This window comes from Actinoplanes sp. CA-252034, from assembly GCF_050956125.1.
GTDB lineage: Bacteria > Actinomycetota > Actinomycetes > Mycobacteriales > Micromonosporaceae > Actinoplanes.
On record NZ_CP191846.1, the window covers coordinates 3,513,810 to 3,530,180 of the forward strand.

Sequence of the window (16,371 nt, forward strand, 5' to 3'; positions counted from 1 at the left end):
GTGTCCACCACACTCATCTACCTGGACGAGCCGGACCTGAACCAGGCCGACGCCACCGTCATGCGTGCCGACGCCGGACCCGCCGGCGATCTGACCATCGTCCTGGACCAGACGATTTTCTATCCGCAGGGCGGTGGCCAGCCCACCGACCGTGGGCGCATCGAGACGGCTGGCGGCACGGCCGAGATCGTGCGGGTCAGCTTCGCCGACGGCGAGGTGCTGCACCACGGCTACCACAGCCGGGGGAGGGTCGCCGTCGGCGAGAGGGCAGGTCTCCACATCGACCCAGGGCTGCGCCGGGAACACAGCCGCCTGCACACCGGCGGCCACCTCGTCATGACTGCGGTGGACCGGTTGATCGGCCTGCCCGCCACCAAGGGCTACCACTTCCCGGACGGCCCGTACGTCGAGTTCGCCGGCGTCGTCCCGCCGGAACGGCGCGAATCGGTCGCCGAGCAGATCCAGGCCGAGCTCGATCGCCTCGTCGCCGAGAACTCCGAGGTGACCTGGCGCTTCGACTCGGTGGAGAAGCTGCGCGCCGCCGGGGTGCACATCCCCGCCGAGATCCCAGACGGCAAACCCACGCGGGTGGTGATCACCGCCGGATACCACTCGCCTTGCGGCGGCACCCACGTACCCCGCCTCGGAGAGCTGAAGGGACTACGGGCCAAGAGCGTGCGCTTCAAGTCAGGACGCACCCGCGTCTCGTACGACCTGGGCTGACGGGAACTGCAACCGATTTGGGCTGGCCCGGCCACCATGCCTGGGTGCGGGTCGGCGATGCCGGCGCAGGTGCGTGAGTAGGGCCGCCATCTCGGCGGCCGTCCGCCGTACGAATACCCGTTGGTGGATGCGAGCCGCACCCGACAGAGGTTCACGCGAACTGGGGCCGGCGTCAGCATGGCCCGGAACCCTGGATCCGCTGACGGCCCCGCATGTGCGGTGGATCTTCGTCCGACGGCGAGCACCGCGGGGATCGCGCATGTTTTGAACGAGCGGCGGAGGCCGTCGCCGGCTGCGTATGGCCGGGCGCGGAACCAGCATCGAGCAGGTAGGTGTGGACGTTGCGGACGGTTGCGGTGATTCTGGCGAACCCCGCGGTACGCCGGCCGGGAGGTGTGGAACCGGCAGTTCACCGATCATCGAGAGGTGGTGCCCGAGGACCGGCGGACCAGTCTAGGTCCGGTGCGGGTGTGGAATCCGTGGGAGGAGTGGGCAATCTCCCCGCAGCGGATGCACCCGGCGGATGTCGGGGCATCGGCTGCGGCGGGCGGCGTATCGGTGCCGACATGGGCACACCACTGCGTACCTGCCGACCAACCGGACCCGGGCGGGATGGATGTTCACCCTGGCCGTCTGCGGTAGTCCCGAGGTCTGGCGACGCTGGTGGTTTCGTCGGCCGGTGCCTCCGGCTTTGCCCTGGGTCAGGCCACGGGATTCTGGACGGCGGTTGGACTGGGGACCTCGCCCCTGGTCGAGGTCCAGGGCCGGCCCACTGGATATTCGAGTGCAGCACTCCGTAGAGCGTCTCGCCGCTGACGGACGAGGGATCATGACCACCGCCGGTCCGCTGAGGCCGTAGGTCCAGCCGAGTCATGGTGGTGTGTCGGGGCGGAGATCGACCCAGAATTGCCAGGCGGTGACCACAGGCCGCGCCAACCGGTCCAGCGGTTGTCGAACAGGGCATTGAGGGGGCCGAGAACCAGGTTGTCGGCCCGGCCGTAGAAGGGTCGGTCGTAGGCGGTGAGGCGCTGCACCATGTGCAGGTCGCTCCCGAGGAGCAGCAGCAGAACCGGACGGCGGGACAGCCGCCGGTCCTACACGACCTGAAGTCGTCCGTCGAAGGTGTCGTCCTGCTCGTGCCGGAGGCGGGGCAGTCGAGCCGGGCTGATGTCGTTAGGGTGCTGCGATGAGCGCCGGCCCCTCGGACTCGGGATCCGGCCGCCTCGGAGTGACATTCACCCGATTGAAGGGGACCGGCATGGGCAGCCCACGCGAAACCTTCCTCCGACTGATAAACGGCGTTTGCAGTGGTCCGTACGAGGAATTGAGCGAACTCTACGCCGAGCGGACTCATGTCACACATCCGTTCCATCCGCTCGACCCGTCGCCGCTGCGTAGCCGGGCCGACCTGCACGAGCACTTCGTCGCACCGCCGCCGGTTCCTCGAACGTTGAACCGTAGACCGGTCGATGTGAGGATCCACGAAACCGCCGACCCGGAGGTGATCGTCGCCGAGTTCGCCTATCAGGGGCAGGTGGTCGAAACCGGCGAAGAGTTCACCGTGCCGTGTGTCTTCGTCATGCGAATTCGCGACGGGCTCATCGTGGAGTCGCGAGACTACATCCACCACATCGCGAGCGCGCGGGCCTGGGGCCAGCTCGAAAGCCTCTTGACCGCACTCCGTCCGCAAGAAGGCGCCCCCATCGGGGACGCACCCTGATCCCGCCGGCGGAACCCGACAGGGCGGCGAGCATCCGCTCGGTCAGGGCAGAAGCGACTCGAATCCCTGTGCGGTGCGGGACGGAATGAATTCGGTCACCGCGTAGTCGGCGAGGCCGTGCCGCCGGAACGGATCGAGGTCGAGGCGTTCCTCCAACTCTGCGGGCGTAACGTCCTTGGCGAGGATGACACCACCGACTCGGGGGATCCTCCGGCCCGAAGCGAGGAACACGCCGTCGGCGTACTGCTGATCCAGCCAGGCGACATGGTCCTGAAGCACCGCGTCGATCTTCTCCAGTCCAACACGGTAGGTCAGGATGATCACGAACATTCGATGAGCGTATGGCATGTTGCGCCACTCACCTCAGCTCGGGGGTTTGGTAGGCCGTGCGCTCGCTGCTTCTCCTGCCCGTCACACTGGATCGGTGAACGACCGTGAGCTCGTCTCCTACCTGCGCCGATGCAATATGGAGGACAACCACGCATACGCCGAGGTTGCGCATCGTTTCGCAGGAATCGTAGGCGGGTCACTCTTCGGCGGCCGGACCGGGAGTTCGGTCCTGAGGCCGAACCCATCGGCGATGGAGCGGCTTCGTCTCGGTGGGCTCCGTCTCGACGAGGCCCATCGCGAACGGGAAGAAACGGATCTCGTACCGGCGGCCCTCGTGTTGCTCCGTGACTGCAAGGACCTCGATGACCTCGAGGAGACGGCTGCGCTGCTCGTCGGGTAGCTCGGCGAGGAGGTAGGCGGTTCCCTCCTGGAGATTTCCCGCCACCCATTCGTCGACATCCTCGTCCGAGCAGGTGTCGAGCCACCAATTGACGTCCACTAGTAGACCGATGGCACGCTTGAGCGTCTCGTCGCCAGAGCCCTTGGTCAGCCGTGGCGCGCGTCGGCCGTCGGGACGCTGGCCGGTGGCCCGGCCGATGTCTCGCTCTATCGATGCCACCGCGCTCCGGTCGACTTGCTCCTCGGGGTAGTCGCTCAACCACATGAAGAGATCGGTGACGTGGCGGTGAAGCAGAAGGGCGAGCTCGGCATCACCACGATCGGTCATGGGTTGGCAGTGGCCTGGATGTACGACAAGACCCGTGGTAGGACGTAACGGAATTCGCTCCCGCCCCATGAGTCCACGAGGCCACCGGCTCGTTCCATCGCATCCCAGAACGGCTCGGTCGACCGGATGATGTCTTCCGCGGTGGCGGTATCGACATCGATGGCCGCAGCCACGGCCGCCGCCAGTTCCGTCCGGGCCCGTGCGGGGATGTCATCCAACGGATCACGATGCATCGGTAGAAGCTACCTTCGGCAGATCAGTCGTCCTTCACCAGCCGCCGTCCGCGCTCCGATCGGCCGGCGCCGTCACGACCGGTGGTCGGCGGTGACGGACTCACGTCTTGTCGTGCCCCGCTCGATCTCAATGAAGCCATCCACCGATTCCGGCTCGGGGTCGTCAATCAAGACCGAGATAGGGCCTGACCAGGCGCTGCCATCCGGGTCGACGAACGCGTCGACGTTGGCCACCGAGTCCACGGTGTCCGTGTAGGGATGGAGAAGGAACCGGGCCACGAATGTCGACTCGGTGATGATCGTGTATGGGTCATCGGCGCCCATGGCGTCAATCATGAGGGGCAGCATGCATCGCCCGGATTCGCCGCCGTCCGCCCGCCCGGCGACGGGGCCGCCGAGGTGCGTGAGGTTGTGCGGCGGCGGCCCGTTCCAGCGGTGGCGTCGTAGATTCGCTACGTCGCGCGGAGAACGCCGGAACGGGCTGCCGGTCAGGGCGAGCCGGCCGTGGGTCAGCGGCTCTCGGCGAAGTACTCGTAGTTGTCGGCGTTGTCGACGGCGTTGCTCGGGCTCGACACGGCGAGTTGCTTGGCCGCTGTCTGGCCGTATGCGTGGTCGTCGGTGCCGCCGTTGACGGTGAAGTGACTCGACTCGTGGATCAGTGTTCCGGCCTTCGAGTCGGTACCCGTGGCCGGCGCTGTCCAGAACGCGTTGCAGAGGTAGATGACGTAGGGCTGGTTCGGGTAGACGTAGGCGTAGTAGTCCTCGTTGCTGGTGCAGTCGAGCGTCAGGGCCTTGCTGGTCAGCTCGCTGGTGATCTTGCTGTATGCCGACGTCACACGCGTGAACCGCGACGAGCTGTAGGTGCCGAACCAGGTGGTGTAGGCGCCTCCGCCGGACGGGTTCGCCGCGAGCCAGGCTTGGGACTTCTGCGAGTACGTTGCGGCGTTGGTGACGGCCGTCTTCAGTGCGGTCTGCTCACTCGTCGTACAGCCGCGGTAGGTGATGCTGACCGCAGCGGCGGCGAGTTTTACCTGCTCAGTGGTTGTCGGTGCGGCGCTGGACACCCTGCCGGCGCTTCGGATGCCGACGCTGGTACGGACGGTGGCGCGACCGGCGTCGACCCGGAGAGTGTCCTGGACGGCTGCGGTCGCCCCCTTCAGGGCCCGTACCCGGGTCGATGCCAGAGCGACGGTGAAGGTTCCCGGCTGTGACAGGTCGTAGTCGTCCGCCAGGTCCACGGTCGCGGTGTAGGCACCACCTGCGGGAATGTGCGTGTAGTCGGCGGCTGTCGGCGCCGCGAGCTTTGCCAGCCTGCCTCGATAGGGCACCGGTACGCCGTCCCTGGTCACGGCCAGGACCGCCGTGGACTGGCGTGCCTGCGGCAGGTCCCGGGAGAGAACGTCGACCGCCGACGATGACGTGTTCCGCACCGTGACACGCACGGTGAGGGCGCTGCCGGTCACCTGGCCGATCTGGACGGTCGTGGTGAGGCCGGTGGTGGCGGCGGCCACCGCGCTCGCCCCGGCGGCGGCGCCTGTCGGGATCGCTATCCCGACAGCGAGGCACGCTGCCCAGAGCGGACGTCGAGAGATGCGCACGTGGTTTCCCTTCTCGGCCATCGACTCCCATGGGGGACACTCCAGAGGGCAGGAGCGAGGGAGCCGAAGCCAAAACATCGACAATTCTCTATTTGTACGATCATCTCCTCGCGCCGGTGAACTTCTCTCATCCCTGGTGGGTCATATCGCGACGCTCTGTGATCTCTGACCCACCCGTTCCGGCGGTGCCGAACCGCTCCGCCGGTGCAGGGCAGGACCGCCTCCGCTCGCCGGACCGAACCGTCGACATGCGACTGACGACGGAGAATTCCCGGGACCGTGACGATTGTCGCGTTCCCGACGCTGTCCGTTCCGGAAACGAGAACGATTCGCCAGTACGCCTAAGATCTCCGAACGAACCGGCCCGCAGTGACTCTGCGTCAGGTTCCGCTCGGCGTCTGCCCGACCGACGGTCACCCGCCGGACCGGTCGGCGAGGTGCGATCGTCGCGGATACGGAGGATGGGGCGGATGCGAACCGAGGTACGTGTGCTCGGCCCGCTGGAGGTGCTGGTGGACGGGCGTCCCGTCGCGCTCGGCGGCCGCCGGCAGCAGGCGGTGCTCGCCATCCTGGTGGCGGCGCGCGGCCGGACGGTCCCGGCGGAGCGGCTCATCGCCCAGGTGTGGGCCGACGACCCGCCACCCCGGCCGTTCGCTTCCCTCCAGGTGTACGTCTCCCGGCTCCGCAGCGTGCTGGAACCCGATCGCAGCCCCCGCGCTGCCGCCCGGGTCCTGATCAGCGACGGCGGCGGTTACGCCCTGCGGCTACCCGTGGACGCCGTGGACGCCTGGCGTTTCGTCGCCGAGGCAGGTGGCGCTCCGGACGCCCCCGATTCGGCGGCGCACGCGCACACCGTCCTCCGCGACACGCTGGCCCGCTGGCGTGGCATGCCCTTCGCGCCGTTCGCTGACGAGCCGTGGGCACGCCCGGAGATCACCCGCCTGGCCCAGGCGCACCTGCTCGCCCGGGAACGCGACATCCTGGCGCTGATCCGGCTCACCCACACCGGCGACGCGGTGCTGTTCGCCCAGGATCTGGCCGAGTCGGAGCCGCTCCGGGCCTCAGCATGGCGGCTGTACGCGCTGTCGCTGTGGACGGCGCACCGGTCCGCCGACGCCCTCGACGTGCTCCGCCGGCATCGCCGCCTGCTCAACGACCTGGGCCTCACTCCGGACGAGTCGATCGCCGAGATGGAACGGGCGATCCTGGAGCAGCGGCAGTCGTACCTGGACGAGGTGGTCGGGACCGGTGCCGGCGAGACGAGTGTGCTCCCGGCCCGGTTGCCGCGGGCGCAGCCGGGGTTCGTGGCCCGTGACGCCGAACTGGCGGAGATGGACCGGCACACCGACGGTCTCGTGGTGATCACCGGCACCGGCGGCGTCGGCAAGACCCGCCTGGCGATCCACTGGGCGCACCGGGCCGCCGGCCGCTTTCCCGGCGGCTGTCTCTACGCCGACCTGCGCGGTTTCGGCCCGCAGGACACGCCGGCCGCCCCCGCCGAGGTGCTGGCCGCCTTCCTCACCGCACTCGAGGTGCCGGACCAGCGCATCCCGCCCGGCGAGGCGGCACGGACCGCGTTGCTCCGCAGCCTGCTCGCCGGCCGCCGGGTGCTGATCGTGCTGGACAACGCGTACGACGCGGAACAGATCCGCCCCCTGCTGCCCGGAGAGGGCTCCAGCCTGGTCGTCGTGACCAGCCGCAACCGGATGACCGGCCTGGCCGTCTCGGACGGCGCGCACATCGTGCCGCTGGCCGTCCTCGACGCCGAGGAGTCCCGCGACTACCTGTACGCGATGATCGGCGAGGACGCCGTCGACGGCGAACCCGACGCCCGGGACACGATCGTCGCCCGGTGCGGGGGCCTGCCCCTGGCCCTGACCCTGGTCTGTGCCGGGGACCGCGGCACCCCCCTCGTCACCATCGCCGAGAAGATGGAACACGGCCCACTGACCGACCTGTGGCCGGTCTTCTCCTGGTCGCTGCGGCGGCTACCGGCCGCCGACGCCGAATTGTTCCGGCACCTGGCCCTGCACCCGGGCCGTCACGTGACCCCGGCAGCCGCCATGAACCTCTCCGGCCGACCCCGGGCGGTGACCAGGGCGGCACTGAGCCGGCTCGCCGACGTGCACCTACTCGACGAGCGCCGGCCCGGCCGATTCGCCTGCCACGAGTTGCTCCGGACCTTCGCGGCACAGGCCGCACACCGCACGGACCCGCCGGAGATCCGCGACGACGCCCTCCGCCGGCTGATCGAGTATTACCTGTACTCGGCGACCGAGGCGGCCGCACGGTTCGCGGCCCCCGTGCCTCCGGCGGTGCCCGGTCCGGCACCGGACGACATCACCCCCGAGCAGTTCAGCGACGCCGAGAGCGCGCTCACCTGGATGGCCGACGCCTACGACGACATCCTGGCCCTGGCCGCCACCGCCCCGGAGCGGTATCGGGGACCGCTGGCAGCCGCCCTCCACCCGTACCGCCGGAATCTCCGTTTCCACGCGGGTGACTGCATCGCCCTCTTCCACGAATGGGACGTCGCGGCGTGATCGAGATACGGGTCCTCGGCCCCGTGGAAGTCCTCGTGGACGGCGAAGCGGTGCCACTCGGCGGGCCACAGCAGCGGGCGGTGCTGGCCATGCTCGTCGCGGCGCGCGGCCAGACCGTCCCGGCCGAGTCGATCGTCGAACAACTCTGGCGCGGGACGCCACCTCCGCGACCGGCGGCATCGCTTTAGGCGTACATCTCCCGGCTCCGTAAGCTTCTCGAACCGGGACGCGAGCCGCGCGGCGCAACCGGCGTCCTGGTCGGCGGCCCTCCGGGGTACGCCCTGAACCTACCCGTCGAAGCAGTCGACGCCTGGTCGTTCGAGGCCGAGGTGCACAGCGTCCAGGAACGCGCCTTCGAGCTGACCACCACGATGGCACTGCAGATCCTGCGCCGGGGCCTGGCCCGCTGGCGTGGCTCCCCCTACCAGCAGTTCGCCGACGACGCGTGGGCCCGCGGCGAGATCGCCCGGCTGGAGGAGGCACGACTCGTCGGTCTCCAGCGCCTGGTCGCCTGCCTGCTCAAACTGGGACAGACAGACGAGGGCATCGAGACCGTACGGGAACTGGCCGTCGCGCATCCACTGCGAGGCGTCTCGTGGTGGCTCTACGCGCTCGGGTTGTGGTCGGCGCACCGGCCCGACGACGCCCTGGCGGTACTCGACCGGCATCGCCGCGTCCTCGCCGACGAGCTGGGTCTCGACCCCGAACCCGCCCTCGTCGAGCTGGAGCAGGCGATCCGCGACGGACGGCAGGAGACGCTGGCCAAGCACCTCCAGTTCGGTGAGGAGGCGGAGCCGTTCGATGTGCGGCCGGCCCAACTGCCCCGTACCCCGGCGACGTTCTTCGCCCGGGAAGCCGAGCTGGCGCAACTCACCGCGCAGATCGGTGGCGTCGTCGTCATCACCGGCCCCGGAGGCGTCGGCAAGACCGCACTCGCCGTCCGCTGGGCCCACCAGATCGCCGACCGCTATCCGGACGGCCGGCTCTACGCCGACCTGCGCGGATTCGGCCCCGACGAGAACCCGGCCGCCCCCGCCGAGATCCTGCTCGGCTTTCTCGTCGCGCTGGGCGTGCCGGAACGCCGGGTGCCGCCCGGCGAGCCCGACCGCCGGGCCCTGTTCCAGAGCGTCACCGCCGGGCTGCGAATGCTGGTGGTCCTCGACAACGCCCACGATGCCGCCCAGGTGTGGCCGCTGCTGCCCGCCGAACCCGGCTGCGCCGTCGTGGTGACCAGCCGCAACCGTCTCGACGACCTGGTCCGAGCCGGCGGAGCCCGCCCGGTGCCGCTGCGCGGATTCGACGACGACGAGGCCCTCGCCTACCTGCGCCGCCGGCTGGGCGCGGAAGCCGTCGACGCGAGTCCCGAGGCCGCTGCCGCAATCGTGGAGCGGTGCGGCGGCCTGCCGCTCGCGCTGGCCGTGCTCTGCGCGCGGGTCGGCCGTTTCCCACTCGCCATGGTCGCCACCGAACTGGCCGAGGAGGAGGGGCTCGGCGCGTTCGCGCTGGCCGGACACGACCTGCGGACCGTCTTCTCCTGGTCGTACCGGCGGCTGCCGGACGACGCCGCCGAGCTGTTCCGCCAGTTGGCGCTGCACCCCGGCCCGGACATCCCGTTGAACGCGGCGGTCAGCGCCGGCGGCCGATCCAGGTCGGCCACCCGGGTACTCCTGCGGCTGCTCCACGACGCCCACCTGATCGACGAGTACCGGCCGGGCCGCTACGCGTTTCACGACCTGCTGCGCGGCTACGCCCGGGAACTGGGGCATCCGCCCACGGAGGTGCTGCACCGGCTGATCCAGTATTTCCTGCGCTCAGCCGTTAACGCCGCAAACGTCTTCTACTTCGTCGAGCCGCCACCGCAGCTGCACGGCCGGCCCGGGGTCCGCCCGGAGGAGCTCACCGATCACCGGGCGGCCGTCGGCTGGCTCGACACCGAATACGCCAACCTGACCGCGTTGATCGACCTGTGCCGGCAGCCGCTGTGGCGGGACACGCCGGAGCTCTATCTGGCCCGGTTCGCCCACACGCTGGCCTGCTACCAGCAGGACCTGCGGTCGGTTCAGTACGAGTCGATCGCGCTGGCCCGCGACGCACTGGCCGGCACCGGCATCGAGGACAGCGCCTGGTGGACCGGCAATCTCCTCTTCGCGGTCGGGCGTGGACTGCTCGTGCTCAACCAGATGCGGGAGGCCCGCGAGCCGCTGGCGCGGATGGTCGAGGTGATCCGGCCGACCGGCGACCGGCACCTGCTCGCCATCGGTCTGACCGGCCTGTCCATCGCGGTGATCGGCGGACTGTGGGACACCCTCACACGCGAACAGGTCGAGGCGGCCTACCCGTACGCCCGGGAGGCCATGGAGAGTTTCCGTGCGGCCGGCGGGGAGGGCGGCGAACGTGGTCAGGCCAGTGTGCTCCCGACGATTGCCTGGCACCGGTTCTACCACCCCGAGGAGGGGCTTCCCGCGCTCGCCTGCTTCGAGGAGGCGCTGAGGATCGTACGCAAGTGGAACGACACCTTCCACGAGGGCAACACGCTGAATTCGACGGCGGCATTGCACCTGGCCATGCAGGACGTCGCCGCCGCCGAGGCGTGTTACGAAGCCGCGCTGGAGTGCTATCGCGAGATACCCCAGATGCACATCGAACCGCTGATCGGTCTGTACCGGTGTCACCGGAGCGCCGGTGACGGCACGGCGGCTGAACGAGTGCGGGCCAGAGCCCTCGAACTGGCCGAGACCGCCCGCCACCCGGACCTCGCCAGGCTGGCGAAGGTCTTCGGCGTTCTCCGCGGCTGACGGGTCGATCGGTGCACCGCTTCCGCCGAGCGCCGACACCGGGCGGCACAGTCTCGGGTGTTGCGCCGGCAGCCGCCTCATCGCTAGCCGGGCGCCCGGTAAGCTGCGGCTTCTGCGCGTCGTGGGCTCGTTCAGGCCGGCCCTCGTGGGGCTACGGCGTGCTTCCGTGGAGTGCGACCGGAGAGGCAGCCTCGATGCTTCAGGTTACCGAGGGTGAGCGGCCGGACAGCAAGGAATGGCTTGCCCGGGCTGCCAGCGAACGCGAGCAAATCCTTGACCATTTTCCGCTCAGTCGCTGGCCGGAGTTGGGACTCGCCGAGTATGCGCTGGGTACCGGTGCCAAAGATCCCTACTGCAAGGTGCTCGAGTTTTGGAGCCCTCATCTGGGTAGCATCCGCGGCGGCAGTGCGAAGAAGCACATCATCTTCTTTCGACGACATGACGACGAGTGGTGGCTCTCCGGGACTCTGGCTGATACCTCTGCCGAGGAGGCCTGGGAGCGCCTACGTGGTCAATTCGTCGAGGCCTTCGCCGCAGCGGGCGCCGGAGATTTCGACCGGCTTGACGAACTGGAACTTCTGGCACACGGTCCCGCACTGGTCACCAAGTCGCTCTCCGTCTACTTCCCGGACGAGTTCTTGCCGATCTATTCGGCCGCCCACCTCCGCAAATACATCGCCCTGTTAGGTGCCGACCCCGAGACTGGTTCCGCCTGGCGACTCAACCGCCAACTGTTGGCGCTTGTACGCGCCCATCCCGTGCTGCAGGCATGGCATCCGCTCGAGGTGATGCTCTGGCTGTACGACCGTCACGTGCCCGCCGGCGCCGACCCGGTGTGGAAGATCGCACCGGGGGAGCGGGGCAAGCTGTGGGAACAGTGCCTTGCCGAAGGGTCCATCAGGGTGGGCTGGCCGAAGGTCGGTGACTTGGCCCAGTACGCGACCACCGAAGACCTGGAAGTGATTTTGCATCAGGTGTATCCGGAGAGTGGGCAGGCCAACCGGCGTGCCGCACGTGACCTGCTGCGTTTCCGGGACCTGCAGCCGGGCACCCGGATCCTCGCCAACCGCGGCCAATCCGAGGTCCTTGCAGTCGGGGAGGTGACCAGCGAAGGCTACCGGTTCGACGAGGACAGCGAATATTGCCAGGTTCTTGGAGTGGAATGGGACCTTTCGTACGCTCAGCAGCTGGACGGGCGACAGGGCGGCTGGGTGTCCACGTTCGCCCCGGTGAGCGCTCAGCTCTGGAACCGGATCCAGAAGCGCCGAGACAGCCTCCTGGATGCCGGCACGCCCGAGGCTGTCGTCTTCGTTGAGCCGCCGCCACAAGTACTGCGTATTCGGGACCTGCTCGACCGCAAGGGCCAGGTCATCCTTTACGGCGCGCCCGGCACCGGCAAGACTCGCCTGGCCCTCGACGTGGCACTCGCCCTTACCGATCAATCCGATGCCATCACCGCGCCGGCCGCCGTCCGCCGCGATCGCATCACGGAAATGCTGCAAAGCGCAGCGGTGGATGCCCGTAATACCTGGGTCTTCGTGACCGATCCCAAACAGTGGAGTTGGACGGAGCTGCGGAAACAGCAGACGGTCGAGTTCCGCCGTGGCCGCCTCGAAGCCAACTTCGACAGGATGCGGATCGGTGACCTCGTTGTCGGCTACGAGGCCAGCCCGGTGAAAAAGGCGATCGTTCTGAGCCGAATCGTTGACATCGACCGTGGAAAGGAGCGGCCGGTGACCTTGCAGTGGGTCACCGACATCGACGGGCCGTCCTACGAGGAGTGGCGCTCCGATCCGGTTCTCGGAGCCAGCGAAGCGGCCCGGAATGGGATGCGTGGCACGGCATTCCACCTGACGCCGGAACAGGCCGAGATTCTCCTCGGTGACGAGGCGCCCGCGGTCGAGGCCGATATGCCGCAGGTGAGCATGCTGACTTTTCACCCGTCGTACGGCTACGAAGACTTCGTCGAGGCGTACAAACCAACACCCGTTGCCGTCGGTGGGTTGGCGCTCACCTTGACGGACGGCTTCTTCTTGCGGCTTTGTGCCGCCGCGCGGGCCCGCCCCGGCCGCATCTATCTGCTGATCATCGACGAGATCAACCGGGCCGACGTACCGCGGGTGTTCGGCGAGCTGATCACACTCCTGGAAGCCGACAAACGGGGCCTGAACGCGGTCCTGCCTGTCAGCGGCCGCCTGTTCCACGTCCCGTCCAATATCAAGATCATCGGTACGATGAACACGGCCGACCGTAGCCTCGCCCACCTCGACAGCGCTCTGCGCCGCCGGTTCAGCTTTGTTCCGGTCGTCCCGGACCCCGACGTGCTGTCCGGGCTGGTCGGCCCGGTCGACCTCGGTCTCCTGCTGACCACTCTGAACGCAAGGATCACGGAACACCTCGACCCGGATCACATGCTGGGCCACTCCTTCTTCCTTCGCGACGACTTGCCGATCACCGCGGAGAACGAGTTGCACTCAGCGTTCTACGACGACGTGGTGCCCCTGCTCGAGGACTTCTGTCTCAACGATCACGCTCTGCTCACCGCGCTGCTCGGAGGCCACATCGTGGACGCGCGGACTGGCGGCGTGACGACGCTGGACCCGGAAGAACTGCTGGTCGTCCTGGCCCGCGAATACCAGCTGGGTGCGCCGGATGACGCTGTCGAGGCGTGACGACGTTCAGATCCGGGAGCACCGTTCCACACTGTTGGAGGGCTCGAGGCTGACCCCAGCGGACCACTTGAAGCTGGCACAGTTGGAGAAGCTGAGTGTCGTGGCGGTGCGAGAGGCCGGTGCCGGCCGGTACGAGCTCTGCGTCAACTCTTACGTCGGCGTGGTCGCCCTCGACCACGTGCGCCTCACCCTGTATCCCAAATTCGGTCTTACCGGTGAGCAGCTCATGGGATGGCTACGCCATGCCGACGGACAGCGGCCCAGGCAGGCACCGATGCGCCGTGGCTGGCAGGCCGGCCAGGCGGGCGTCACCGACCTGATGGCCGCCGCGATGGTGGATGCGGCCAAGCAGATGATCCGGCAAGGGCTGCGCCGCGACTACCGCCCGCATGACAAGCTGGAGACAGTCCTACGCGGACGTCTCGACGTCCGTCAGCAGGCCACCCGCCGGTACGGGATGGTGGACCGCCTACACGTACGTACCTTCGACCGGCACCTCGACATCTGGGAGAACCAGGTTTGCCATGAAGGTCTGCGCGCCTGCCGGCGGCTGGCCTCGGACCCGGCCCTGGCCCGCGAAGCCGCCCAACTCGCCGAGCACTTCCCACCGCATCCACACGGCGCCCGAGGTGCCGTCACCGCGCTGCGCCACGCCACCTACCACCGGATGAATCAGACCTACCAAGAGGCACACACCTGGGCAAGGCACATCCTGGGCGGCAATCAGCTCAACGACCTGCTTCGCGACGAGGGCGTTACGGCCGGAAGCCTACTCATCGACATGGACACGGTATGGGAGCGTCTGATCCAGCGGGTCGCTGCTGAGGCCGCCGCCCTCATGGGCGGAGGGGTGCAGCCCGTTCGAGGCGAGTACGAGCTGCGGGTTTCGGGCGATGGAGTGCCCAGCCGCGCGCTGACACCCGATGTACTCATCCGATATGGCAGTCCGGAGCGTCTGCTCCCGGTCGACGCCAAATACAAGATCCCGAGCATCAAGGCGATCAGCCGTGACGACCTCTATCAACTTCTCACCTATGCGGCGGCCTATGCGGACCGCGATCGGCCGCAGGCTGTGGCTGTTCAGCCCACGATGACCGGCTGGAATCGGCGTTCCGTGCGGGTCACCGGCCCGCGCGGTCTTCTCGGCGAGGTAAGCGTGGTCGGTGTCGACATCAGCCGGCCGCCGGAGGAATGGTCGGCACCACTGCGGGACCTGCTCGTGAACCTCTTGGAGCTCGATACCTGTCTCCCCAGCGGATCGCCGACCGGGTCCGGAACGACTTCCATCGTGGCGCGCTCACGTCCTGGCGAGAAGCCCTTGCCACGCCACGACAGGTGATGTCCTCCGTCGCGCTCAGTCGTGCGCAACCGGAGCGGCGGCCACGGTGGGCGCGGGGATTACCGGTCCGGGCCGGCGAGGCGCCGGCGCGGGTTGGGGGAGGCCCGCTGCGCGGTCTTGTGGCGATACATGTCGGCGTCCGCGGCCGACATCAGCTCGTCCGCACTCGTGTCCGCGCCACTGCCGTACGCGACCCCGACGGTCACCCCGAATGACAGCTCATGGCCCTGCCATACGGCCGGTGCCGATGTCGCGTCCTCGATCCGGCGTCTCAGCACCTCCGCGTCGCCGGCCGTGGTGCCGGTGCCCAGGATCAGGAACTCGTCGCCGCCGATCCGGGCCGCGATGTCCTCGCCCCGCAGAGTGCTGCGCAGCCGGTCGGCGAACACGCGCAGCACCTCGTCGCCCGCTTCGTGGCCGTACTCGTCGTTGATGGCTTTGAATCTGTCGAGATCGCAGTAGAGAACCGCCGCCCCGGTGCCGGACCTGACCGCCTCCTCCAGCAGAGCGAAGAACCGGCGGCGGTTGACCAACCCGGTCAACTCGTCATGGTGCGCCTGGTAGCGCAGCGCCTCCTGGCCGGCGGTCCGTTCGGCCATCAGCAGCCCGATCCGCGAGACGACCAGCGGGATCACCAGCAACGTGCCGAACGTCAGCAGCAGGTTGTCGGTGGTGCCGCCGAACAGTTCGGGAACGCTGCCGACGATCGGCACCATCGCCAGCACCAGCCCGAGATGCGACAGCCGCACCGGCCGCAGACGGCTGCGGCGCCACCCGGCCGGCTGGGTGAACTCGGTGGAGCTCGGGTGCAGCGCCGCGGCGGTCAGCCCCAGGTAGCCGATCATCGCGAAGAGATCCACGAGCGGCGAGTAGTAGTCACTTCCCGGTCGGGTCGACAACAGCGACGACACCACGCTGACGACGGTCGCGCCCATGCTGATGAAGAAGTAGATCAACGAGGTGCGGGCGGTGCCGGCGGTTCGCGAGATCCGCATCAGCGCGCCGAGAGTGCCCATCAGCAGCAGCATCTTCAGCAGATAGATCCCCTGGCTGAGACCCGACACATCCAGGTCGAGCAGGTGCGGGCGCAGCACGAACTCCCACACCGGGGTGATCAGGCCGACGCCGAGCAGGGTCGCGTCGATGATGCCGCCACGGTCGCCCTCGCCGTGTTTGCGGATCACCTGCAACGCCGACAGCATGATGCTGCCGTAGGCGAGGACCTGGAGCACCAGGTTCGCCGGCCCGTCGGCTCCGACGTCCCGGCCGAGACCGAGCTCCACGAACCACAGGTAGTTGAAGGCCGTGAACAGCGTCGACGCCGCGAGCAGCAGATACCAGGCGGTGCGGTTCACGATCCGGTTGATCCGCATCCCGACGGCGATCCCGGCCACCGGGAGCGCCCCGATCACCGTCACCACACCGAGTCGTACGGCCAGGCCGCCGAACGCCCACGCGGCCACCGCGACGACAACCAGCACGACGAACCCGGCATGCACCAGGTCGCGGTGCACCCTCGCACCGCGGTGCCGCCCGATTCTCATGATCTGCACCATCGGCCGGCACCGCCCCGACTTGAGAAGCCGTTCACACGACAACCGTGGCGACGCGGTCGCCGGCGGTCAGGGGAGCGTCAGAGCTCAGCCCGGTGGGATTCCGATCACCTGCCACCCGCCGCCCGTTCAGCGCTG

13 protein-coding genes are annotated in these 16,371 nt (G+C 68.6%); 7 read left to right on the top strand and 6 right to left on the bottom strand.

Features of this window, described 5'->3' with window-relative positions; all coding sequences use genetic code 11:
• Positions 1 to 723, top strand: coding sequence for an alanine--tRNA ligase-related protein (locus ACQPZW_RS15770; protein WP_433795619.1), 723 nt, complete (start codon positions 1 to 3; stop codon positions 721 to 723).
• Between the two features lie 1,186 nt (positions 724 to 1,909).
• The gene (locus ACQPZW_RS15775; protein WP_433795620.1) at positions 1,910 to 2,443 is read left to right on the top strand and encodes a nuclear transport factor 2 family protein; all 534 of its coding nucleotides are present in this window, start codon (positions 1,910 to 1,912) and stop codon (positions 2,441 to 2,443) included.
• Between the two features lie 42 nt (positions 2,444 to 2,485).
• Here the strand turns inward: ACQPZW_RS15775 and ACQPZW_RS15780 are convergent, their stop codons facing one another.
• From ACQPZW_RS15780 to ACQPZW_RS15800, 5 genes are all read right to left on the bottom strand, one after another.
• On the bottom strand, positions 2,486 to 2,773 hold the full coding sequence (locus ACQPZW_RS15780) for a YciI family protein (RefSeq protein WP_433795621.1): 288 nt from the start codon (positions 2,771 to 2,773) through the stop codon (positions 2,486 to 2,488).
• A 196-nt stretch (positions 2,774 to 2,969) separates the two neighbouring features.
• The gene (locus ACQPZW_RS15785; RefSeq protein ID WP_433795622.1) at positions 2,970 to 3,500 is read right to left on the bottom strand and encodes a hypothetical protein; all 531 of its coding nucleotides are present in this window, start codon (positions 3,498 to 3,500) and stop codon (positions 2,970 to 2,972) included.
• The gene (locus tag ACQPZW_RS15790; RefSeq protein WP_433795623.1) at positions 3,497 to 3,733 is read right to left on the bottom strand and encodes a hypothetical protein; all 237 of its coding nucleotides are present in this window, start codon (positions 3,731 to 3,733) and stop codon (positions 3,497 to 3,499) included. Before ACQPZW_RS15790 ends, ACQPZW_RS15785 begins: the two co-directional genes overlap by 4 nt.
• A 72-nt stretch (positions 3,734 to 3,805) precedes the next feature.
• Entirely contained in the window at positions 3,806 to 4,069 is a 264-nt protein-coding gene (locus tag ACQPZW_RS15795; protein ID WP_433795624.1) for a hypothetical protein, read from the bottom strand.
• Positions 4,070 to 4,242: 173 nt separating this feature from the next.
• Complete coding sequence (locus ACQPZW_RS15800; protein WP_433795625.1) at positions 4,243 to 5,331, bottom strand: M35 family metallo-endopeptidase; 1,089 nt, start codon at positions 5,329 to 5,331, stop codon at positions 4,243 to 4,245.
• A gap of 470 nt (positions 5,332 to 5,801) precedes the next feature.
• Between ACQPZW_RS15800 and ACQPZW_RS15805 the strand changes: the two genes are divergently transcribed.
• The 5 genes from ACQPZW_RS15805 (at position 5,802) to ACQPZW_RS15825 (ending at position 14,680) form a co-directional block, all read left to right on the top strand.
• Entirely contained in the window at positions 5,802 to 7,874 is a 2,073-nt protein-coding gene (locus ACQPZW_RS15805; RefSeq protein ID WP_433795626.1) for a BTAD domain-containing putative transcriptional regulator, read from the top strand.
• Complete coding sequence (locus ACQPZW_RS15810) at positions 7,871 to 8,062, top strand: AfsR/SARP family transcriptional regulator (RefSeq protein ID WP_433795627.1); 192 nt, start codon at positions 7,871 to 7,873, stop codon at positions 8,060 to 8,062. Before ACQPZW_RS15805 ends, ACQPZW_RS15810 begins: the two co-directional genes overlap by 4 nt.
• Positions 8,063 to 8,203: 141 nt before the next feature.
• Positions 8,204 to 10,669: an ATP-binding protein gene (locus ACQPZW_RS15815; protein ID WP_433795628.1), complete on the top strand. Its 2,466-nt coding sequence runs from the start codon at positions 8,204 to 8,206 to the stop codon at positions 10,667 to 10,669.
• Between the two features lie 194 nt (positions 10,670 to 10,863).
• Positions 10,864 to 13,341 (top strand): AAA family ATPase, encoded by a 2,478-nt coding sequence (locus ACQPZW_RS15820; protein WP_433795629.1) that lies wholly within the window; start codon positions 10,864 to 10,866, stop codon positions 13,339 to 13,341.
• Positions 13,342 to 13,423: 82 nt separating this feature from the next.
• Entirely contained in the window at positions 13,424 to 14,680 is a 1,257-nt protein-coding gene (locus tag ACQPZW_RS15825) for an McrC family protein (protein WP_433795630.1), read from the top strand.
• Positions 14,681 to 14,739: 59 nt separating this feature from the next.
• Here ACQPZW_RS15825 and ACQPZW_RS15830 read toward each other — a convergent pair whose 3' ends face one another.
• Complete coding sequence (locus ACQPZW_RS15830) at positions 14,740 to 16,224, bottom strand: GGDEF domain-containing protein (protein WP_433795631.1); 1,485 nt, start codon at positions 16,222 to 16,224, stop codon at positions 14,740 to 14,742.
• Positions 16,225 to 16,371 lie beyond the last annotated feature (147 nt).

What these genes read in the sequence shown, in the direction of transcription:
- ACQPZW_RS15775 (WP_433795620.1), top strand. Translation starts at nt 1,910, where the DNA reads ATGAGCGCCGGCCCCTCGGACTCGGGATCCGGCCGCCTCGGAGTGACA.
- ACQPZW_RS15790 (WP_433795623.1), bottom strand. Translation starts at nt 3,733, where the DNA reads ATGCATCGTGATCCGTTGGATGACATCCCCGCACGGGCCCGGACGGAA.
- ACQPZW_RS15820 (WP_433795629.1), top strand. Translation starts at nt 10,864, where the DNA reads ATGCTTCAGGTTACCGAGGGTGAGCGGCCGGACAGCAAGGAATGGCTT.
- ACQPZW_RS15830 (WP_433795631.1), bottom strand. Translation starts at nt 16,224, where the DNA reads ATGAGAATCGGGCGGCACCGCGGTGCGAGGGTGCACCGCGACCTGGTG.
- ACQPZW_RS15780 (WP_433795621.1), bottom strand. Translation starts at nt 2,773, where the DNA reads ATGTTCGTGATCATCCTGACCTACCGTGTTGGACTGGAGAAGATCGAC.
- ACQPZW_RS15805 (WP_433795626.1), top strand. Translation starts at nt 5,802, where the DNA reads ATGCGAACCGAGGTACGTGTGCTCGGCCCGCTGGAGGTGCTGGTGGAC.
- ACQPZW_RS15785 (WP_433795622.1), bottom strand. Translation starts at nt 3,500, where the DNA reads ATGACCGATCGTGGTGATGCCGAGCTCGCCCTTCTGCTTCACCGCCAC.
- ACQPZW_RS15795 (WP_433795624.1), bottom strand. Translation starts at nt 4,069, where the DNA reads ATGATTGACGCCATGGGCGCCGATGACCCATACACGATCATCACCGAG.